Source organism: Rhizobium sp. BK098 (genome assembly GCF_014193155.1).
Classification (GTDB): Bacteria; Pseudomonadota; Alphaproteobacteria; order Rhizobiales; family Rhizobiaceae; genus Rhizobium.
Map to the genome: position 1 here is coordinate 46,691 of NZ_JACHYY010000007.1, position 19,460 is coordinate 66,150.

19 protein-coding genes and 1 pseudogene are annotated in these 19,460 nt (G+C 58.8%); 12 read left to right on the plus strand and 8 right to left on the minus strand.

Annotation, left to right across the window (positions count from 1 at the left end):
* Positions 1–16: 16 nt before the first annotated feature.
* Complete coding sequence (locus FHT73_RS18625) at positions 17–1,105, minus strand: ABC transporter ATP-binding protein (protein WP_183713762.1); 1,089 nt, start codon at positions 1,103–1,105, stop codon at positions 17–19.
* Positions 1,106–1,371: 266 nt separating this feature from the next.
* On the opposite strand from FHT73_RS18625, the gene FHT73_RS18630 reads away from it, so the two are divergent.
* Both FHT73_RS18630 and FHT73_RS18635 read left to right on the plus strand, forming a co-directional pair.
* Complete coding sequence (locus FHT73_RS18630; protein ID WP_246699032.1) at positions 1,372–2,085, plus strand: GntR family transcriptional regulator; 714 nt, start codon at positions 1,372–1,374, stop codon at positions 2,083–2,085.
* Positions 2,086–2,145: 60 nt separating this feature from the next.
* Positions 2,146–3,348, plus strand: a complete 1,203-nt coding sequence (locus tag FHT73_RS18635; protein ID WP_183713764.1) for an amidohydrolase family protein — start codon at positions 2,146–2,148, stop codon at positions 3,346–3,348.
* Between the two features lie 33 nt (positions 3,349–3,381).
* Here FHT73_RS18635 and FHT73_RS29730 read toward each other — a convergent pair whose 3' ends face one another.
* Together FHT73_RS29730 and FHT73_RS18640 are read right to left on the minus strand one after the other, a co-directional pair.
* A complete protein-coding gene (locus FHT73_RS29730; RefSeq protein WP_015343038.1) occupies positions 3,382–3,516 on the minus strand; it encodes a hypothetical protein in 135 nt (44 codons plus the stop codon).
* 369 nt (positions 3,517–3,885) lie between these two features.
* Complete coding sequence (locus FHT73_RS18640) at positions 3,886–4,140, minus strand: hypothetical protein (protein ID WP_183713767.1); 255 nt, start codon at positions 4,138–4,140, stop codon at positions 3,886–3,888.
* A gap of 193 nt (positions 4,141–4,333) precedes the next feature.
* On the opposite strand from FHT73_RS18640, the gene FHT73_RS18645 reads away from it, so the two are divergent.
* The 6 genes from FHT73_RS18645 (at position 4,334) to ugpC (ending at position 10,416) form a co-directional block, all read left to right on the plus strand.
* A complete protein-coding gene (locus FHT73_RS18645) occupies positions 4,334–5,029 on the plus strand; it encodes a FadR/GntR family transcriptional regulator (protein ID WP_112339265.1) in 696 nt (231 codons plus the stop codon).
* Positions 5,026–6,192 carry a PLP-dependent transferase gene (locus FHT73_RS18650; protein ID WP_183713770.1) on the plus strand — a complete coding sequence of 389 codons (1,167 nt, stop codon included), beginning with the start codon at positions 5,026–5,028 and terminating at the stop codon, positions 6,190–6,192. Before FHT73_RS18645 ends, FHT73_RS18650 begins: the two co-directional genes overlap by 4 nt.
* Before the next feature lie 41 nt (positions 6,193–6,233).
* On the plus strand, positions 6,234–7,493 hold the full coding sequence (locus FHT73_RS18655; RefSeq protein WP_112339263.1) for a sugar ABC transporter substrate-binding protein: 1,260 nt from the start codon (positions 6,234–6,236) through the stop codon (positions 7,491–7,493).
* Between the two features lie 90 nt (positions 7,494–7,583).
* Entirely contained in the window at positions 7,584–8,519 is a 936-nt protein-coding gene (locus FHT73_RS18660) for a sugar ABC transporter permease (RefSeq protein WP_112339301.1), read from the plus strand.
* A gap of 3 nt (positions 8,520–8,522) precedes the next feature.
* Positions 8,523–9,353, plus strand: coding sequence for a carbohydrate ABC transporter permease (locus tag FHT73_RS18665; protein WP_112339262.1), 831 nt, complete (start codon positions 8,523–8,525; stop codon positions 9,351–9,353).
* 4 nt (positions 9,354–9,357) lie between these two features.
* On the plus strand, positions 9,358–10,416 hold the full coding sequence (gene ugpC, locus FHT73_RS18670; protein WP_183713773.1) for a sn-glycerol-3-phosphate ABC transporter ATP-binding protein UgpC: 1,059 nt from the start codon (positions 9,358–9,360) through the stop codon (positions 10,414–10,416).
* A 21-nt stretch (positions 10,417–10,437) separates the two neighbouring features.
* Here the strand turns inward: ugpC and FHT73_RS18675 are convergent, their stop codons facing one another.
* On the minus strand, positions 10,438–11,583 hold the full coding sequence (locus FHT73_RS18675) for a Xaa-Pro peptidase family protein (RefSeq protein ID WP_112603616.1): 1,146 nt from the start codon (positions 11,581–11,583) through the stop codon (positions 10,438–10,440).
* Between the two features lie 310 nt (positions 11,584–11,893).
* Here FHT73_RS18675 and FHT73_RS29520 point away from each other — a divergent pair.
* From FHT73_RS29520 to FHT73_RS18695, 4 genes and pseudogenes are all read left to right on the plus strand, one after another.
* Positions 11,894–12,031: pseudogene (locus tag FHT73_RS29520) on the plus strand (DUF1127 domain-containing protein); the annotation flags it as partial.
* Positions 12,032–12,101: 70 nt separating this feature from the next.
* Entirely contained in the window at positions 12,102–12,953 is an 852-nt protein-coding gene (locus FHT73_RS18685; protein ID WP_183713778.1) for an AraC family transcriptional regulator, read from the plus strand.
* Between the two features lie 82 nt (positions 12,954–13,035).
* Complete coding sequence (locus tag FHT73_RS18690) at positions 13,036–13,197, plus strand: hypothetical protein (protein ID WP_183713781.1); 162 nt, start codon at positions 13,036–13,038, stop codon at positions 13,195–13,197.
* Positions 13,198–13,458: 261 nt separating this feature from the next.
* Positions 13,459–14,073, plus strand: a complete 615-nt coding sequence (locus FHT73_RS18695; protein WP_183713784.1) for a hypothetical protein — start codon at positions 13,459–13,461, stop codon at positions 14,071–14,073.
* 771 nt (positions 14,074–14,844) lie between these two features.
* Here FHT73_RS18695 and FHT73_RS18700 read toward each other — a convergent pair.
* The 4 genes from FHT73_RS18700 to FHT73_RS18715 form a co-directional block, all read right to left on the minus strand.
* Positions 14,845–16,110: an ATP-binding protein gene (locus FHT73_RS18700; protein ID WP_183713787.1), complete on the minus strand. Its 1,266-nt coding sequence runs from the start codon at positions 16,108–16,110 to the stop codon at positions 14,845–14,847.
* On the minus strand, positions 16,107–16,838 hold the full coding sequence (locus tag FHT73_RS18705) for a response regulator transcription factor (RefSeq protein ID WP_183714182.1): 732 nt from the start codon (positions 16,836–16,838) through the stop codon (positions 16,107–16,109). Before FHT73_RS18705 ends, FHT73_RS18700 begins: the two co-directional genes overlap by 4 nt.
* 225 nt (positions 16,839–17,063) lie before the next feature.
* Entirely contained in the window at positions 17,064–18,113 is a 1,050-nt protein-coding gene (locus FHT73_RS18710) for a hypothetical protein (RefSeq protein ID WP_112603626.1), read from the minus strand.
* 18 nt (positions 18,114–18,131) lie between these two features.
* Positions 18,132–19,457 (minus strand): glycosyltransferase family 1 protein, encoded by a 1,326-nt coding sequence (locus FHT73_RS18715; protein WP_183713789.1) that lies wholly within the window; start codon positions 19,455–19,457, stop codon positions 18,132–18,134.
* Between the last annotated feature and the right edge of the window lie 3 nt (positions 19,458–19,460).

Sequence of the window (19,460 nt, forward strand, 5' to 3'; positions counted from 1 at the left end):
TTTTGATAGTTTGGATTCATGCGGATACACGGCCGAGAAGGATTGCATCCTCCTGAGCCCAACTCAGTGAGACGGCGTCGCCGACGGCGATCGATCTGGCGGCAGCATCGTCGTTGCTTGCGATGACGGTGAAATCGTCGCTACCGGCGCCGATGACGGTGATCTTCAGAGTTGCGCCGCGATATTCGACATTGGAGACGACGCCGTTGAAGCCCAGCCCTTTGTCCGATGGCTGCGAAAGCCGGACGCGGTCGGTGCGCACGGCGATGTCGACGGCTTCGCCGACGGCGCAACCTGCCCCTCTCACCGAGAAGCCCTGCCCTTCCGGCGCGGTCATGGTGATCACGCCATCTTCGCTCGACGTTATGCGACCGGACAAGACGTTATGGTCACCCATGAAGCGGGCAACGAAGGCCGTCGCGGGATGTTCGAAAACCTCACGCGGCGATCCCGCCTGCTCGATCCGGCCGTCATTCATGATGACCATGATATCGGCGAGCGCCATAGCCTCTTCCTGGCTGTGCGTGACATGGACGAAAGTTATACCGAGCGACTTCTGCAGCTTCTTGAGCTCTGCGCGCATGCGGATCTTCAGGAAGGGATCGAGCGCTGACAGCGGCTCGTCCAACAGCAGAGCTTCCGGATCGGTGATCAGGGCGCGGGCCAGCGCGACACGCTGTTGCTGTCCGCCTGAGAGCTGAGCCGGACGGCGGGTCGCATAGGCTTCCATCTGCATGAGCTTCAGCATGTCGAGCGCCTTCGCGCGGCGCTCTTCCTTGTCGACACCCTTCATCTTCAGGCTGAAGGCGACATTGTCGATAAGGTCCAGATGGGGAAACAGCGCATAGGACTGGAACATCATCGCCGTGCCACGTCTGGCGGGCGGGAAGTCGGTGACGACGGTATTGCCAAGCCTGATGTCGCCCGAGGAAATGCCCTCGTGACCCGCTATCATGCGCAAGGTCGATGTCTTGCCGCAACCGGATGGGCCGAGGAAACAGCAATAGGAGCCCGCCGGTATCTTCAGACTGATCGCATGGACTGCCGTGGTCGTGCCGTAGACCTTCGAAACGGACACTATATCGATCTCTGCCGCTTTCGACATCATCTTCCCCTGTGGTTTGGGAAAGACACTGCATCAATCGTGCCAGTTTTGCGGAGGCTGACTAACCGACTGTATTTACTTAATTTTAGCCCGGGAGAGAAATTATGCTTCTCAATAGGCAATCATGAATCTGCACAGGAATTAGGCTATTGTGCGCGATTTATGCAAAATATCGTATACACTTTTGGCCCCGTTTGCATCAGATTTCGTTTAACTTCCGCGCGAAACCTGTCTATCATTGCAGCCAGTTACTCAGGCTACCGATCATGAATTCTTCAGCAGATGCGCTTTTGACGCCCGGCGACGCTACCGACAGTGGCGCGCAACAGATCCGCGAGGCCATTCGCGACGCGATCGTCGAGCGCCGGCTCGCACCCGGAACGAAACTGTCCGAAAGCGATGTCGGCGCTCTCTTCAGCGTCAGCCGGACTCTGGCACGTGCCGCCCTGCAGGCTCTTTCCTATGAAGGACTCGTCAGCGTCGAAAAGAACCGAGGCGCTTTCGTCGCCTATCCATCGCCCGAGGAAGCGCGACAGATATTCGCTGCGCGTCGCCTGGTCGAGCCTGGGATACTGAGATCGGCAGCCGAACGTATCACCGCGCCTCAGCTCGCACAGCTCCGGCAGCTCCTCGTGGAAGAAGGCCGCTTGATGGGAGAGCGCGGTCAACCCGCGCGCCGGGCCGAGATCAAGGCCTCGGGCGACTTTCATCTCATGCTCGCGTCGATATCGGGCAATCTCATCATGCAGCGCTTCATGGAAGAGCTTGTCGCCCGCTCCTCGCTGGTAATCGCGCTCTACGGACAATCAAGCGCCTCCAGTTGCGGCCATGCCGAGCATGGCGATATTATCACCGCACTGGAGCGCAAGGATGTCGACACAGCCTGTGACCTAATGCTTCGTCATATCGCCCATATCGAGGCCGATCTCGACCTACGTGAGCGCAAGAGCTTCGGCCTGAAAGAAGCGTTCGAGCGGTAAGACATCTGTCATCCAGACGGTTCGCGCGCGACCGGTAGCCATGGATTCAAGGAGAAAAAATTGAGCACGATCGAAACGCTCTTCACCCGAGCCAAGCTTGCCGATGGCACTATCAAGGATATCGGCGTCACGGACGGGCGGATCGTGTCGATCACGGAGACCGGAGCGCCGATCTCTGCCTCCGAGCTCATCGACCTCGAAGGCGCCCTCGTGGTGCCGGGCTTCGTCGAAGGGCACATTCATCTCGACACCAGCTTCTACGGTGACGCCTGGATACCGCACAAGCCCTGCACCAACGGCTTCGATGTCCACGAGCGTGTCGCCTTCCAGGCGCAAAACATGGCGCAGGCCGCGCCGATGGACGAAAGGGCCAGAAACCAGCTCGACCTCTGCATCGCCAATGGCAGCACATATATGCGCAGCCATGTTATGGTGGACGGTTCCGTTGGATTGAAGTCGCTGGAGACTGTGCTTGCCGTACGCGAAGAATACCGCGGATTGATCGACATCCAGCTCGTTGCCTTTCCGCAAAGTGGCATTCTGAAAAGCCCCGGCACGCCCGAGCTTCTGGATCAGGCAATCGCCATGGGTGCCGATCTCGTCGGTGGGCTCGATCCTGCAAGCTTCGATCGTGATGTCGAAAAACATCTCGATGTCGTTTTCGGCGTCGCCGAGAAGCATGGCGTCGATGTCGACATCCATCTTCATGACGGCGGCACGCTCGGGCTCTTCACCATCGAGCAGATCTGCGCTCGCACCCGCGCGCTCTCCATGGGCGGACATGTCGCGATCAGCCATGCCTATGGGCTTGGCGATCTCTCGATCGAGGCAGCCAAGCGTGCCGCGGCTCTCATCGCCGAGAGCGGTGTCTCCATCATGACCAACGCACCCGGCGCCCACACCTTCCCGCCCGTCGCCCTGCTTCGGGCTGCCGGTGTCACCGTTTTCAGCGGCAGCGACAATATCCGCGATTCATGGTGGCCCTATGGTGATGGCGACATGTTGGGCCGCGCAATGATGATCGGCTATCGGTCGGGCTTCTATACTGACGACGAATTGAGGACCGCCTTCGATGTCGTGACCGAGAGCGGCGCCAAAGCTCTGCGCCTGGCTGATTACGGCTTGAAGATCGGTGCCAAAGCCGATTTCGTTACCTTGAAGGCGGAGCATGTTCCCGAGGCGGTCGTTGCAGTACCGAAAGGACGCGCTGTCTACAAGGCGGGCAAGCTCGTCGCCAGAGACGGGACCGTCTTGCGGCGTTGATCGAGCACTACGGCTACGAATCGGCAAGCGCTGCTAGCGCTTCAACTCACGTTCGAATTTTTCGATCTGCTGCAGGACCCACGGATCATCGGCGGAGTGCTGGAGCGTTTCCTGTTCCGGCTGCCGCTTCCGGCAAATCCAATCGATGAAGGCACGAAGCAGGCGCATGTGGGTATCCAAGGTTCTCAGTGTCTGCGAGGCCCGGCGACATGGCCCGGAAGCCATAAAAACCGGGCCTCGACGACCGCAAGGCGTTGCGGTCATTGCTTTTTGCCCGCGTGAAAATGAATGCCAGCTGAACAGATTGCACGGCACGATGGTTTTGCCATGGCTTTGCAGCCAGTGAGGGAAGTCTGCAAACTGACCGCGCTTTACAAATAAATGCTTTTTTCCTTGAGCGTACCGCTATCGCCAAAACTGACCTAGTCGGGAGAGAAGGCGACCGTTAGACAATGCCGCGTCGCTTCCGATTTCCCCGGAGCGGCACAAGCTTAGCCTCGCCTGTGCGGGGCTTTTTTCTTTCCGGGATACGCTTACTCAGCGCCGCGGCTCGCCGCCCGGTGCATAGACCGTGTCCTGCTCGAAAGGAAACACCGAGCCGCATCGGCAGCGGACCATATGCTTGCGCGGATCGGTCGACGGCCGTTCCGTGGAAAAGCCGCGCGGCATCCCGTCTATCTTGAAATCGCGGCTCATCGCCCGACGATCGTCAGTTTCGGACACTTCTGCAAAGCCGGTGTGGTCGCATTTCGCGCATTCCAGCTTCCGTGAATATCGATCTCTAGCGGCCATTCTCTTCCAGCCCGGGACTCACAACACGTTCCTTCTATCAGCGCTGTCGGCGCTCTTGAAGGCCGCAAACAACCTTCGCTGCTGCTCGCTTTGCGTCCTTAAAAATTTGAGGGCCGGAAAAATGACCGGGCCGAGAAAAAGGGATTGACCAGATGGCAGATGTCAGACCAATTTACCATCCATGACGAAACCCATGCTTAGCCCTCTTCCTTCCATCGACCGGACGCAGCAAGTCATCGAGGCGCTGTCGACCTTCATCGAATCGTCCAAGCTACAGGCCGGCGACCGGCTTCCGACCGAGCGCGAGCTGATGGCCGCCCTTTCGGTAGGACGCTCCACCATTCGCGAGGTAATCACCTACTTCCAGGCGCTCGGCGTCATGGAAACGCGCAAAGGCAGCGGCACCTACCTGCTGAAGCCGGTTTCGAAGGCGACGATCCATATGCCGCTTTCCTTCAACCCGTCACACCTGCGCGATGCGCTGTTGCAGACGCTGGAGGTCCGCCGCGGCATCGAATGTGAAGCCGGCATGGTGGCTGCGAGAAAGCGAACCGACGAAGACCTCGTCATCATCGAAGAGAAGCTCAACGAGATGGAGCGCGTGCACATGGCCAAGGGCACATCCGGGCCTGAGGACCTCGCCTTCCATCTTGCCGTCTATGACGCCACCCACAATCCGCTGTTCCGGCAACTTCTCGAACAGATGCGCGAAACCTTCGAGCGCTTCTGGGAGCATCCTTTCGACCGGCAGGATTTTGCCCGCCGGTCCTTCCCCTATCATCGCACGCTGTTCAACGCGATCGCCGACCAGGATCCCGAGGCTGCGCGCGCCGAAACATTGAAAATTCTCGACGTGGTCGAGGAAGACATCAAGGAAATGTCCAAATGACTGACGGGTTAGAGCCGTTCGAACTTGCCTCCCTTATCACTGCCCATGACGACGGCAACTTCGCCGATGCCGTAGTGCCGCCGATCTTCCAGACCTCGCTTTTCACCTTCTCCAGCTATGACGAGATGATCGCCTCCTATCGCGGCGAAAAGGTGCGGCCGACCTATACGCGTGGCCTCAACCCGACGGTGCGTCTGTTCGAGGAAATGCTGGCAAAGCTCGAGGGTGCCGAGGATGCGCTCGGTTTTGCCAGCGGCATGGCCGCGATATCGTCGGCCGTTTTAAGCTTTGTCGAGCCGGGCGACCGTATCGTTGCAGTCAAGCACGTCTATCCCGATGCCTTCCGCCTCTTCGGCACGGTTCTGAAACGCATGAAGGTCGAGGTGACTTATGTCGATGGCCGCGATGAGGAGGCTGTCGCCAAGGCGCTTCCCGGCGCCAAGGTTTTCTACATGGAAAGCCCGACGAGCTGGGTCATGGAAGCGCATGATGTGGGTGCACTTACCGCACTCGCCAAACAGCACGGCGTCGTCTCGATGATCGACAACAGCTGGGCAACCCCCTTTTTCCAGCAGCCTTTGAAACTCGGTGTCGATCTCGTCATCCATTCCGCCTCGAAATATCTCGGTGGGCATAGCGACGTGGTCGCCGGTGTCGTCGCCGGTTCGAGGGAGATGATCGCGCGGCTGAAAGCCGAAGCCTATCCTTATCTCGGCGGCAAGCTTTCGCCCTTCGACGCATGGCTCCTGATCCGGGGGCTTCGCACGCTGCCGATCCGCATGAAGGCGCATGAGGCGGCGGCGATGACGATCGCCAAGCGGCTGCAGGAGCTCGATGTCGTCGAGCAGGTCTGCCATCCGGGCCTAGCCAACCGGCTGCCTGCCGGCCTGAACGGCACTTCGGGCCTGTTTTCATTCATCTTCCGCGAAGGCGTGGACGTGCGTGCGTTCGCGGATCACCTCAAGCTCTTCAAGCTGGGGGTGAGCTGGGGCGGGCATGAGAGCTTGATCGTGCCAGGCGAAGTCGTGCTGCAGCAAAAGGCACAGCCGAATTCTGCGCATACCTTCGGCATCAACCCGCGCTCCGTACGTCTGCATGTCGGTCTCGAAGGAACCGAGGCTTTGTGGAAGGAACTCGAGGAGGCAATCGCCGCCGCCTCGTGACATCGTCAATCTGAGAGGAAAACCTAAAAAGGGGAACCAACATGAAAAGACTGATAACAGCAGTACTCTTTACCGCCTTGATGGGCGGCACAGCCTTCGCCGATACGACGCTGAAACTCGTGGAAGTCATCACAAGCCCGGAGCGTACCGAGACGCTGAAGTCGATCGTTGCCAAATTCGAGGCCGCGAATCCCGGTACCAAGGTCGACATCATCTCCCTGCCTTGGAACGAAGCCTTCCAAAAGTTCGCCACCATGGTTTCGGCCGGCGATACGCCGGACGTGATGGAAATGCCTGATACCTGGCTGTCGCTCTACGGCAATAACGGCATGCTCGAAAGCCTCGAGCCCTACCTCGCGAAGTGGGAGCATACGAGTGAACTGACGCCGCGCGCGCTTCAACTCGGTCGCGATGTCAAGAACACCGCCTATATGCTGCCCTACGGCTTCTATCTGCGCGCCATGTTCTACAACAAGAAGATCTTGAAGGATGCCGGCGTCGCCGAACCGCCGAAGACGTTGGACGAATTCGTCAAGGCATCCGAGGCCATCTCGAAATTGCCCGGCAAATACGGCTACTGCATGCGCGGCGGTCCGGGCGGTCTCAACGGCTGGATGATCTTTGCTGCCTCCATGGCCGGCGACAACAAATACTTCAAGGATGACGGCACGTCGACGATGAACAGCCCGGGCTGGGCGAAGGGCATCGAGTGGATGGTCGATCTCTACAAGAAGGGCTATGCGCCGAAGGATAGCGTCAACTGGGGCTTCAACGAAGTCGTCGCCGGCTTCTATTCCGGCACCTGTGCCTTCCTCGACCAGGATCCGGATGCTCTGATCGCCGTTGCGGAACGCATGAAAAAGGATGATTTCGGCGTTGCACCGCTGCCGAAGGGTCCGGATGGCAAGTCTTTCCCGACCATTGGCTATGCCGGCTGGTCGATGTTCTCGACGAGCCAGAACAAGGATCTGTCCTGGAAGCTGATTGCAACCCTTGAAGGCAAGGAAGGCAATCTCGAGTGGAACAAGAAGATTGGTGCTCTGCCGGCCTATACGGCCGCGGAAAAGGACCCCTTCTACGCCGGCGATCAATTCAAGGGCTGGTTCCAGGAACTGGCCGACAAGGACACGGTGCCAACCGTAATGCCGACCTATCTTGAGGAATTCGCCTTCTTCAAGGATTCGCTGGCGATCAAGACGTCGCAGCAGGCGCTGCTCGGCGATATCTCGGCTAAGGATCTGGCCGATCAATGGGCCGATTACCTGACCAAGGCCCAGCAGAAATTCCTCGCGAAGAAATAGAACGTACATGCGGCGGCGGAGCGATCCGCCGCCATCTCTGCCCACTTGAAACAGACGGCGTTCGAACGCCGCGAATGGGAACTCTTGCAGATGACTTCGATCACCGACACGCTCGACAGGCGTCACGACCGCAGGCCGTGGCTGAAGCGCCTCGCCGACGCCTCGGAACCCTATCTCTACAGCGCCCCTGCCCTCATTCTGATCATCGCCGTGATGTTGGTGCCGCTGGCGATCGGCATATCCTACGCCTTTCGCGATATTCAGCTGCTCAATCCATTTTCCGGCGGCTTTATCGGCCTCGAGCACTTTCGCGATCTGTCCAAGGATAAGGCCTTCTACTGGGCGCTGAAGAATACACTTTGGTGGACCGGCGCCTCCGTGGTGCTGCAGTTCATCTTTGGGCTGATCTTGGCACTTCTGTTGGACAAGCCCTTCTTCGGCAGGTCGATCGTGCAGGCGCTGGTGTTCCTGCCGTGGGCTGTTCCTTCTTTCCTCGCCGGCCTCAACTGGTCCTGGCTCTTCAATCCGGTCATCGGCCCAATCCCACACTGGCTCTATGCCATGGGTCTGATGAGTGAGCCGGGCAATATCCTGTCCGATCCGAACTATGCGATGTGGGGGCCGATCATCGCCAATGTCTGGTGGGGTATTCCCTTCTTCGCGATCACGCTTCTGGCGGCACTGCAGGCGATCCCGCGCGATCTCTATGAGGCGGCTTCGATCGACGGCGCCGGCTGGTTCGAGCGCTTCCGCTCAATCACGCTTCCCTTCCTCGCACCGACCATCGCCATCACGGTCCTCCTGCGCACTGTCTGGGTGTCCAACTTCGCCGATCTGATTGTCGTCATGACGGGCGGCGGACCCGCGGACCGCACGCAGATCGTTGCCAGCTACATCTTCACGCAGGCCTTCAAACGGCTGGATTTCGGCTATGCCTCGGCCATCGCCCTGGTTCTGCTGGTTCTCCTTCTCAGCTATTCGATGCTGATCATCCTGCTGCGGCAGACCCTGCTGAACAAGGATTGAGCCATGAGACGATCCGTTCTTCCCACTATCGCGCATCGCCTAGCCATTCTTTGCTACGTCGTCTTCGCGCTCTTCCCGCTCTTCTGGCTGCTGAAAGTGTCAGTGACGCCGAACGATCTGCTCTATACCGAAGGCGTGCGCATGTGGCCGTCGCGCACGACCTGGGAACACTATGCCTTCGTGCTGCAGCACAGCGACTTCCCGACCTTCTTCAAGAACAGCCTCATCGTCTCCGGCTCGACGGCAATTGCCGTGACCATCTGTGCGTCGCTCTCCGGCTATGCTCTCTCGCGCTTCAATTTCCGCGCCAAATACTGGATCGTGGCGCTGATGCTGCTGACGCAGATGTTTCCGCTGGTCATGCTTGTGGCACCGATCTTCAAGATCCTGACGCCGCTCCATCTGACCAACAGCCTGACCGGCCTCGTCATCGTCTACACGGCCTTCAACGTGCCCTTCGCCACCTTCCTGATGCAGTCCTTCTTCGACGGCATTCCGAAGGATCTGGAAGAGGCAGCCATGATCGACGGCGCAACGCAGTTCACGGCTTTCCGGCAGATCATCCTGCCGCTGACGCTGCCCGGTATCGCAGCCACCCTCGGCTTCGTCTTCACGGCGGCATGGAGCGAGCTTCTCTTTGCGCTGATGCTCATCAACGGCAATCAAGCTGCGACCTTCCCGGTCGGGCTTCTCACCTTCGTCTCGAAATTCTCGGTGGATTTCGGACAGATGATGGCGGCGGGCGTCATGGCGCTCATTCCGGCGGCCCTCTTCTTCCTGCTCATCCAACGCTATCTCGTGCAGGGCCTGACGGCCGGCGCGGTCAAGGGTTAGTCACATGGCATCGATCGATATTCAGAACGTCAAGAAAGCCTACGGCCACGTGCAGGTGCTGCATGACATCGATCTCAGGATCAAGGACGGCGAGTTTGTCGTCCTCGTCGGTCCTTCCGGATGTGGCAAATCTACGCTTCTCAGGATGATTGCCGGCCTTGAGGACATCAGCGGCGGCGAAATCCGCATTGCCGACAATCGTGTCAACGAGCTGCATCCGAAAGACCGCGACATTGCCATGGTCTTCCAGTCCTATGCGCTCTATCCGCATATGAATGTCGCCGGCAATATGAGCTACAGCCTGCGGTTGCGGAAGGTGGCCAAGGATGGCATTGCCAAGGCTGTCGCCAGCGCGGCATCCAAGCTCGGTCTCGATCCGCTATTGGAGCGCCGGCCGAAGGCCCTCTCCGGTGGCCAACGCCAGCGCGTCGCCATGGGCCGCGCCATCGTTCGCCAGCCGAAGGCCTTTCTCTTCGATGAGCCGCTATCGAATCTCGATGCGCGCCTGCGCGAGCAGATGCGCGCTGAAATCAAGAAGTTGCATGGCGATCTTAAAGCGACGTCGATCTATGTCACTCACGATCAGATCGAGGCGATGACGCTGGCGGATCGCATCGTCGCTATGCATGGCGGGGTCGTTCAGCAGGTCGGCAGCCCGCTCGAACTCTACGACCGCCCCGCCAATCTCTTCGTGGCCGGCTTCATTGGTTCACCCGGCATGAACTTCCTTGATGCGACTTACGAGGGCAATGCTGTCCAGCTCAAGGATGGCACACTCGTTTCGCTTCCGGAGCCGCTAAAATCGGCAACCGCTGCGAAGGTCACGCTCGGCATTCGGCCGGAGCATGTCGTGCTGTCGTCCAACCCGTCCGACATGGCCGCCAACGTCGAACTCATCGAACCCACCGGCTTCGGCATCATCCTGCATCTTTCGCTGCACGGCCTGCCGTTCAAGGTGTTCACCTTGGATCGCACCGCTTTGAGCGCGGGCACGCAGGTACACGTCGCCTTCCCGGCGCAGCATCTGCATGTCTTCGATGGAGATGGAAAGAGGGCGGCTTGACGGCCGCCCCGATTAAAATTCTCAGCTCGCGAACGGTTCGGTCGGCCCGCTGGACGGCTGCGTGAACCAGTGCGGCCCATCCGAGGCCATATAGATGTGATCCTCGAGTCGAATGCCGAATTTCTTCGGAAAGACGATCATCGGCTCGTTTGAGAAGCACATTCCGGCCTCAAGCACCGTCGCGTTGCCGCGCACAATGTAAGGCTCCTCATGAATTTCCAGACCAAGGCCGTGACCGGCACGATGCGGCAGTCCCGGCAGCTTGTAGTCGGGGCCAAGCGAGTGTCTGGCAAGCACCGCGCGGGCCGCATCGTCCAGGCTGGAGCAGGCAGCGCCCAGCTTTGCCGCGTCGAAAACGGCCTGCTGCGCCTCGCGTTCGATCGCCCAGGCATCTTCGAAGGCGCTGTCGCCGCTCTCCAACTTGTATGTGCGGGTGAGGTCGGAATGATAGCCGTCGATGCGGGCGCCCGTATCCACTAAGATGACGTCGTCTTCGCCAAGCGTCTGGTCGCCATCGGCGCCGTGTGGCAGGGACGTGGCTTCGCCGAAGGATACGATGCAGAAGGTCGAGCCGCCATCGGCGCCCGCCTCGCGATGCCACCGGTCAATGAATTTGACGACTTCCGATGCGCGAATTCCCGGCTTGAGCATGGCATGGGCCTGTTTGTGCACGTCCAGCGTCAGGTTCATGGCGTATTGAATGAGCGCGATTTCGGCTGGGGACTTGATCCGGCGCAGGCCATTGATGATCGGCCCGCCATTCACAAGCCTTTCAGCTCCAAGCTCGACGGCCAGCGCGTTGTAGAAGTAAAGCGGCATGTTGTCGTCGAGCGCCAAGATGCCCTTATCTCCCAGCGCACGGGCTATGAGTGCCGCGCTGCTCTCTTCCTCCTGCCATTCAAGAATTTCGGCCGGCAGATGCGGCAGGGTTTCCACCCTGCTGCGCTCGAAGCCCGGAACGATGTAATAGAGCTCTGTCGGCGTTACTAGCGCGCCGAGAAACCGCTCGCTTGCATGCCAGACTAGGCCGGTGAAATAGCGGAGGCTTTCGGTCGGCCCGAGCAACATACCGGCCCATCCATTCGCATCGAGCAGCTTTTGAAGGCTCGAAAGGCGCTGTTGTCTTTCCTCCGCTGAAATCCGGGGTACTGGGCGTTGCCACGACATTCCTACTCTCCTCAATACTCTTCGCTCTGCATAGCTTATCGTCACGCCATGCGGAGCGGTGCCGACACTATCGCTCCTGCAAGACGTATGTCGACAAAAAAAATACAAATTTGCCGCTTTCTCGAAGGTCGCTGCCAAGTTCGATAGCTAAATTATTTGACAGCGCGAGTACGGCTCCGGTGGTTCACTGCTCTCATCGAAGCAACCGATGGAGTATCACCATGCAAGGCACAAGCATCATCACTTCTTCCGAACAGGCCAGCACCTCCGCAAGACTCGACCCGCGTCTTTCTCGACCTTGCTAGAGCTTGTACGTATGCTCGTACGCAAAATGGTCGAGCGCAGGAACCGCAATGCGCTTCTCGGGCTGTCGGACGATCAATTGAAAGACATTGGCCTTTCCCGCGGCCAGAATGGAAGCGATGTCCATATTTATAGCCGCTACTAAAAAGATGGCGCAGGATGTGTTAGGCTTCACTGGTGTGGCGGGCGTCAACGCCGGGATGGGGAGGTTCGGCATGTCAGAAATTACGACTGCCTTGCTGCTGAAGACGAAAACCGTCCTCATCCGCGATATCGTCTGCAATGGCGAATGCCGACATAAGAGCGATGAAGAGTGCGCCCACACGACAAGCCTCGTCTATCCCTATCGTGGCGTTTTCAAGCGCCACGTCGACCAGAGTGATACCGTTGCGGAAGCAAACCAGGTATTATTCTTCAATAAGGGACAGGGATATCGGATCAGTCATCCCGTTGATGGTGGCGATTCCTGTCTCGATTTCAGTATAGATGAGAGCGTCCTTCACGAGCTCGCGCCGAAAGAGCAGGTTCAGTCCGGCGAAAGCGTCATCTTTCGTCGGCAGCGCCGACGCATAGATCCACGTGCGCAGGCACTCGTGGCGATGCTTCGCCATGGGCTCAGCCGCAATATAGCCGAGAGCCTGGAGGGCGAAACGCTGGCATTGACCCTGGTACGCCGCTCTCTCGGCGAACGTACGTCGCATGCGGCCGGCGCAAGTTCCGGCCGGCAGAAGCTTGTCGACCGGGCAAAGCTCGTTCTGTCCTCCGATCTTGCCCGCCGCTGGACGCTTGCAGAGATCGCAAAAGAAGTCGGCGTCTCGCCCGTCTATCTGACGCAAGTCTTCCAACAGGTAGAAGCCATTCCGCTTTATCGCTATCAGCTGCGCCTGCGGCTGGCACGCGCGCTCGATCTCCTCGGCGCCTATGACGACCTGACCATGCTCGGGCTCGATCTCGGCTTTTCCAGCCACAGCCATTTCAGTGCTGCGTTTAAACAGACCTACGCGCAGACACCGGCGGAATTTCAGCGTTCGGCGCAGCTGAAGCCGAAGCGCTACGCGGTTCGCTAAAGATTCCGACAGCGCCGACATGATGATCGGTGCCCTTATGATCCTACCCCGGCAAGGGGATCAATCAGGAAAGGATCACGATATGAAGAAAACAACATGTGCTGCCTGTGATTGTGAACTCGGCGCAGATACGATCAAGGTCAACCTTGGCGGCAAATCGGTCGAGGTATGCTGCGAGGAATGTGCGGCTGCCTTAAAAGAGGCAGATCAAGCGACGTCGGCAACTTCCGGAGCCAAGGAATAAGACACCAGGGGAGAGCTTCTAATCAAAAGGAGGCCCTCCCCATCTGCAAGCTGCAAATGGCTGCGCCTGTTCGTCATGACATCGGGACGTGAAATTAGGGCGAGAATAGAGGAAATTGTAATAAAGTATTGCTGTTGACCCATCAGCAAAATTCATTTGCAACATTCCTTTCGCGGGAAAAACTCAGAAATATAGCGACGTATTGCATTCATACGAGCGCTCTAGCTTTCGCAGCAGTTGTTCATAGCGAAGGCATTGATCATGAGGAAACGACTTATCGCTGCTGCATTGGTTGCAACGGCAATTGGCGCTACTGCCGCTTCGGCTTATGCCGCAGGTCCGGACATCGCATGCGACCAGCAAAAGCCTGTGGACGTCCAGATCGCTCAGCCGGATCCAGCTGGCCCGCCACCGGACGGCCGGGATTTCTGGGGCGGTCATCCCGAAGGGCCAATGATCGGCTTCGGCGGCGGCATGCCAATGCCGCCCGGTTTCCCGCATGGGCCGAATCCCGCCGTGATGATTGCCGGTAAGTTATCAGCGCTCGAAACGCTCATCGGTGTCCGCGGCAACCAGCTCGACGCATGGAGGGATTATACCGGTGCTCTGATCGATCTTCTCACCCCTCCGAAGCATGAGCCGCCCGAGCAGCGGGCTGCGGATGGGGCTGCGGCTCCCCCGACGGCCGGTGGCGGCGACGGCCAAGTTCTGCTTTTCGGAGAGCGCCTAGCCGATCACATGCTGGATCGCGCTACCAAGGCCAAGGCTCTGAAGGACAAGGCTGCTGCCCTGCGCAACGTGCTGAATGCCGATCAGCTCGCCAAGCTGGAAGATGCTGAACGATCACTCGTCGCAGGTCCGCATCCATTCCATTGATCGATGAGGAGATGGGGCGAAAAGCCCCCCTCGCCTTGCTACGGCGGACTATGTCCTCTCCGCTTCCATCCAATTGAGATCCCCCCGGACGCCTCAGCTGGCTGGAAGGAGCGGCCCGACAATGGGCCGAACGGTCCGGGAACGCCCCGCCCGGCGCTCCCGGACCAATGGCATGTGAGCACTATGGTCGTTCTTCGAGGGAAGAAACGATGGCTTCGATAGATCCCCATCAACGGGCCGGAATGTGCCTCCACGCTCAATAAGGCTGGGATCGCCCGCTTCCTGAGAACAGGATGCCGAACACTATGGCATCTCAATGTTCCCGCACCTGCGGGTCCATAACGCGTCTTGCTGGACTTCGCAGCGACATTATCAAGAAACTGATATTTTCGAGAAAAATTGATGACCGTGGCCGAGAGCGAATCCGGCTTCGCCATTCGTGTTGGGGGCGGAATGGCGAAGCCGGGTATGCGGGGCGACCAAAGCTTGCTCGAGTCAAGCTGCTGATCGGCTGCAATTTTACATCAGTTGTCGGCCAGAACATTTCGGAAGATTGCTGAAATGAGGCATTTCTACGAAATTTAATGTCTTGGCTTTTCCACCGCGGCGAATTATTTGATAAGTTCTGCAATCTTATTTTCAATATTGCTTCAAGTAAAGTTCCCGGGTGTTTTACCCAAGTAAAACCTTGTGATAGCGCGAATTTACCGCCAGCTGCTCGCGGCTTCGCAATAGATGGCGCTGCAACAATGAATCGGCTCGAGCCGCGCGCTAGCTGACGACCTTGGCCTCGGCGTTTTTGAACGATACGACCTGCTCCAAGCCGCGTGGCTGGCGGTTGCGTACCTTGATCTCGCCTCCGAACCGGTTGATGATTTCGCGCGCAATAGCCATCCCGAGACCGGCCCCCGGAAAAGACCTTTGCCTTGCGATATCGATCCTGAAGAAGGGTTCGAACACCTGGTTCAGCCGGTCCTCCGGAATGCCGGGGCCGGTATCGACAATGCGCACAACGGCTCTATCGCCAAGATGCGTCACCGTCACCATGGCCGACTGGCCGTGGGTCGCGGCATTGATGAGCAAGTTTCGCAGGGCTCTTGTGATGGCGAGCGGGCCGGCGCAGATCGTTGCCTGCTCCAGTTCGCCGCTCGCGACATTCATATCGATCGCCTTCAGCTCGGTAACGATATCGTCGACGATCTGGTCAAGCCTGACCTGCTCCAGGCTGTCCCTGGAGATCTCTTCCCGGACCAGCCCGATTGCGCTGTCGGCGATCCTGTCGAGCTCCGCGAGATCGGCAAGCCATTTGCGACGCTCTTCGTCGTCCCGGATGAATTCCGCCCGCAGGCGCATGCGGGTCATTGGCGTCCGCAGATCGTGTCCGGCGGCAGCAACAAGGCGCATGCGGCTTTCCGTTGCCGCCTTCACCCGGGCCGACAGGCTGTTGAGCGCCTGGGCCGTCGCGCGAATTTCACCTGGCCCGCTTTCCGCTATATGAGGCAGGGTGCCGTCGAGATTGACCGCCGCAATGGCCTCCTCCAGCAAACGTAGCGGCTTCATGATTTTCGAGGCGGCAAAGATGGAAACCAGCACGCTGCCGACTATGATGAGACCGAGCCAGCCTACCAGGATCTTCCATCCGCCCGGCGGGGGTCCATGCTCCGGCAGCGGCATGATCAGCCAATTACCGTCGGAGAGCTTCAGGGACGCAATCATCTCGCCTGTCGATTGGCGCACTATAATGGCTTCGCGCATGCCCGCTATTCGAAGCAGCGCCTCCATCAGAAAACGCGACAGCTCTTCATCGCGCTGGCCTTCAGCCGGCTTGTGAGCAACGACCAACCCCGCCGATGCCGCTGTGGTTCTGTCCTTCTCGGCAAAGGTGGCGAGAATGGAAAGCTGCCGCGCCATCCGTTCGACGGTCATATCCGGACGTGGCCCGCGCATGACAAGGCTTGCCACGAAGGACGAGGAAATGACAACCAGCACAATTGCCGTCATTAAAAGCAGCGCCAGCCGCGCACCGAGCGACCTCATGAATCGCCTTTAATGGCCATCACCGGGACAACCAGTTGATAACCACCGTTGCGGATCGTTCTGAAGATCGGATCTTCGGCTGTCTCGCCGAGCTTGCGGCGCAGTCGGCTCATCAGGACATCGATGGAACGGTCGGCGGGGTCGCGATCACGCCCTTGCGTGAGATCAAGCAATTGATCGCGCGACAGGAGCCGGCCTGCACGCTCCAGAAACGCCTTGAGAAGATCGAATTCGGCGCCAGTCAGCGAAATCGCCTCACCGCTGTCTCTACTAACCCTGCGAAGCTGCGGATCGACCATCATGTTCGCAAATCGATAGCGCCTCTGTTCGGGCTCCGAGGACGAATCCTCATTCGTCCGACGCAGGACGGCGCGGATGCGCGCTGCCAATTCGCGTGGATTGAAAGGCTTGCCGAGGTAGTCGTCAGCACCGATCTCCAGGCCAAGAATGCGATCGATGTCCTCTTTCAAGGCGGTCAGCAGAATGACGGGCACGCGGGGGCGCCGGTTTCGCAGATCGCGGCAAAGATCGAGACCCGACCCATCCGGCAGCATAACGTCAAGAACGAGAAGATCGGGGTTCCGCCGGTTGAGCGCGTCGTTGCACCCGCGAAGATCGCTCGCCGTCGATACGCGAAAGCCCTGTTCCTCGAGATATCGGCTCAGGAGCGAGCGTATTTCATGATCGTCATCGACTATCAGAATATCCGGTGCGGCGCTCGCGTTCATAGGCTTCATTCCGTTTTCTCAATCCTTATACAAACTATGACTTCCCAGAAAAGAAGGACTTTGCGGCACCAATACGGAAATTTCCGCCGCGAAACATTGGTTTACAAAATTCCGGGCGTCAGAAACGCTGAGCAACAAAATAACGGGTGAAAAAATGAATCCATTGGCCCGCGGGCGGCGCAGCAGCCCTGCTCGCATGCAGCTCTCCACGACATGAGCCGATTGTCAGGCCGCTCGCAGCCACTCGACGCTCCAAGCGGAAAGACGCCCCTCGATGGCGCCGCTATCCATCATCAATCGGATTTCGATCGGGGCACGCGGATCGACAACATCGATCGGCACTGCCGCTTCGAATGAGCCGGTGCCTTGCGGGCACACGCGCAGGCGGCCGAGCAATTCGGCAGCATGTACCTCTAGGGTGAAGATCTGCCCCTGGCAGTCTTCGTCGACATCGAAGATGAATTTCGCATTCCAGCGCCCCGTCGGCAGGTGAAGATAGGGGCCATAGATGAGGCAGCGGGCTCCACCGGTGAGATCGACAAGATCGTCCAGAGCCTGCCCCAAACTATCGCCTGATAGGAACGCCTCTTGCGGCCAGAAGACGGTGCTCGGGGCTTTACGGCGGTCGAATTCAAGGGGACGGAGAACCTTCCTTGCCGTCTCGCGCAGTCCCTCGCTGACCTCCGGAACCGCCTCCTGCGGTGTCAGATAGCCCGCAATGACAGCCGCGGCGGCTTCCTCCAGTTTCGGTGCTTTATGCGGTGGTTGTCCGGCAGGCGCCATGCCGACATGCAGCAGCGCGTTGGCTATCTGCTCCAGTTTAAGATCGGTGCTGAAATGCCTGTCTATGGTCTTCAGCAATAGATCTATGCTGCCCTTTTGATCGACATCGCCGCGACGCAAGACCAACGCCCCGGAAGCGCCCGCAAGCGGCTCGAGGCAGGCAAGGCTTGCCGAAACAGCCCTCACCAAACCGATATCTCGCTGCCCGGTCGCACGAGCGAGGTAGGAAACAGCGTCGAGGGGATCTTCGAGAAATAACAGAAACGGCACGTTGACCCTGAGGATCAGTTCCGATAGCCGTGCTTCGGGAAACTGCGAGACGAGAACGGCATGCGCGCCCGATCGCGCGAGGACATGCTGCTTGAGATCCTCCACGGTATCGGTGGCAATGACCGCATAATCGCCGAAGGCTTCGCGGGCCAGGGCGTGAACCGCTGCAACGCCCCAGGAAGACATGACCCCCGGCATTCCGAATGCAAAGAGGATGGTCACGACGCACTCCTCGTTTGATTATCCGTTGAAGAGGCTGTCATAAAGCGAGCCAACCTTCTGTTGATATCGATCCGGCGAAAAACGCGCTGCCTGCCTGGGCCCGGATTTGGCAAATGAGGCGCACAAGCCGTCGTCCTGGTCCAAGCTGACGATCGCCTTGCGCATCTCCTCCGTATCATAGGGGTCGACCAGCAGCGCCGCATTCCCGGCTATCTCGGGAATCGACCCCTCCGTAGAGCTCAGAACAGGTGTCCCAAGCTGCATGGATTCCAGCACGGGCAGGCCGAAGCCTTCGTAGAGCGACGGAAATAGCACTGCGCGCGCTCCCCTGATCAGGCTGATCAGCAAGGGATAGGACACGAAGTCGAAACGCTGGATCTGTCGTTGAGGCAGGATGCGGTCCTCCGCGCGAAGATAGAAGCGGAAGCGGTCGTCATCGATCAGCTGCTGCGTCTCGGCACCCTTCCAGCCGGGGGCACCGACAATGATGAGCGGCTTGTCCGTCTTTGCGGCAAGATAGGCTTCGATCAGCCGAGAGATGTTCTTTTTCGGCTCGAAAGCGCCGAAGAAAAGGAAATAGCCCTTCCAATCGAGATGGAAGATGCCGGCGACCTCGTCCGCCACAACGTCGTCCGGCTTCTCGCGAAGCCGCTCCGGCACCTGAACGGCCTGGTAGGTATTGCTGACCCGCGCCTCGTCGACGCCGAGAACCTTGATGATATCGGCCCGCGACGTTTCCGATACCGTCACGATGTGATCCGCTCGCCGGACCAGAGAGCGCAGCATCTTGTAGTGATAGCGCTTGTTGTCTTCAGTCAGATAAGGCAGCCGCAAGGGAACCAAATCGTGGATCGTGTAGACATTCAACGCCCGTTTTGCCGCGATCGGCATCGGATAGGTGCAATGAAGAAGATCGGGCTGCGTCTCGAACTTCATGGTCAGATTGTTGCCGTAACGCTTGAAATGATAGCGCGCGAGCTGGAACAAATCGTTGGCGGCATAAATGGTGTCGGCCGCACCAAGTTGCGATTGAAGCGATTTCACAATGACGGTGCCGCTCAAAGGGATCGGAACCGGAGTGATGCCGAACGGGGCGGCGATGCGGCGCCGCAGCCAGCGCTTTGCGACCGAAATCGTTCCGGGGACTTGAGCACCGGCGTCATCGAAGAGGAGCACTTCCCGCAAAACTGGATCCGTCGGAACGTTTCCGGGAATTCCATGGACCACGCCCGTCCGATAGCCGAGGGACTGGGCCGTCGCCATCAGGCCACGGGTATAGGTCGCAACCCCGGTGCCCTTCTTGAGAGAAAGATTGAGACCGTCGTAAAGGATCGTCTGGCTCATTCC

Excerpts from the sequence above, each read along its gene's own strand:
- FHT73_RS18625 (WP_183713762.1), bottom strand. The coding sequence starts at position 1,105 with ATGTCGAAAGCGGCAGAGATCGATATAGTGTCCGTTTCGAAGGTCTAC.
- FHT73_RS18630 (WP_246699032.1), top strand. The coding sequence starts at position 1,372 with ATGAATTCTTCAGCAGATGCGCTTTTGACGCCCGGCGACGCTACCGAC.
- FHT73_RS29730 (WP_015343038.1), bottom strand. The coding sequence starts at position 3,516 with ATGCGCCTGCTTCGTGCCTTCATCGATTGGATTTGCCGGAAGCGGCAG.
- FHT73_RS18640 (WP_183713767.1), bottom strand. The coding sequence starts at position 4,140 with ATGGCCGCTAGAGATCGATATTCACGGAAGCTGGAATGCGCGAAATGC.
- FHT73_RS18645 (WP_112339265.1), top strand. The coding sequence starts at position 4,334 with ATGCTTAGCCCTCTTCCTTCCATCGACCGGACGCAGCAAGTCATCGAG.
- FHT73_RS18650 (WP_183713770.1), top strand. The coding sequence starts at position 5,026 with ATGACTGACGGGTTAGAGCCGTTCGAACTTGCCTCCCTTATCACTGCC.
- FHT73_RS18655 (WP_112339263.1), top strand. The coding sequence starts at position 6,234 with ATGAAAAGACTGATAACAGCAGTACTCTTTACCGCCTTGATGGGCGGC.
- FHT73_RS18660 (WP_112339301.1), top strand. The coding sequence starts at position 7,584 with ATGACTTCGATCACCGACACGCTCGACAGGCGTCACGACCGCAGGCCG.
- FHT73_RS18665 (WP_112339262.1), top strand. The coding sequence starts at position 8,523 with ATGAGACGATCCGTTCTTCCCACTATCGCGCATCGCCTAGCCATTCTT.
- ugpC (WP_183713773.1), top strand. The coding sequence starts at position 9,358 with ATGGCATCGATCGATATTCAGAACGTCAAGAAAGCCTACGGCCACGTG.
- FHT73_RS18675 (WP_112603616.1), bottom strand. The coding sequence starts at position 11,583 with ATGTCGTGGCAACGCCCAGTACCCCGGATTTCAGCGGAGGAAAGACAA.
- FHT73_RS18685 (WP_183713778.1), top strand. The coding sequence starts at position 12,102 with ATGTCAGAAATTACGACTGCCTTGCTGCTGAAGACGAAAACCGTCCTC.
- FHT73_RS18690 (WP_183713781.1), top strand. The coding sequence starts at position 13,036 with ATGAAGAAAACAACATGTGCTGCCTGTGATTGTGAACTCGGCGCAGAT.
- FHT73_RS18695 (WP_183713784.1), top strand. The coding sequence starts at position 13,459 with ATGAGGAAACGACTTATCGCTGCTGCATTGGTTGCAACGGCAATTGGC.
- FHT73_RS18700 (WP_183713787.1), bottom strand. The coding sequence starts at position 16,110 with ATGAGGTCGCTCGGTGCGCGGCTGGCGCTGCTTTTAATGACGGCAATT.
- FHT73_RS18705 (WP_183714182.1), bottom strand. The coding sequence starts at position 16,838 with ATGAACGCGAGCGCCGCACCGGATATTCTGATAGTCGATGACGATCAT.
- FHT73_RS18715 (WP_183713789.1), bottom strand. The coding sequence starts at position 19,457 with ATGAGCCAGACGATCCTTTACGACGGTCTCAATCTTTCTCTCAAGAAG.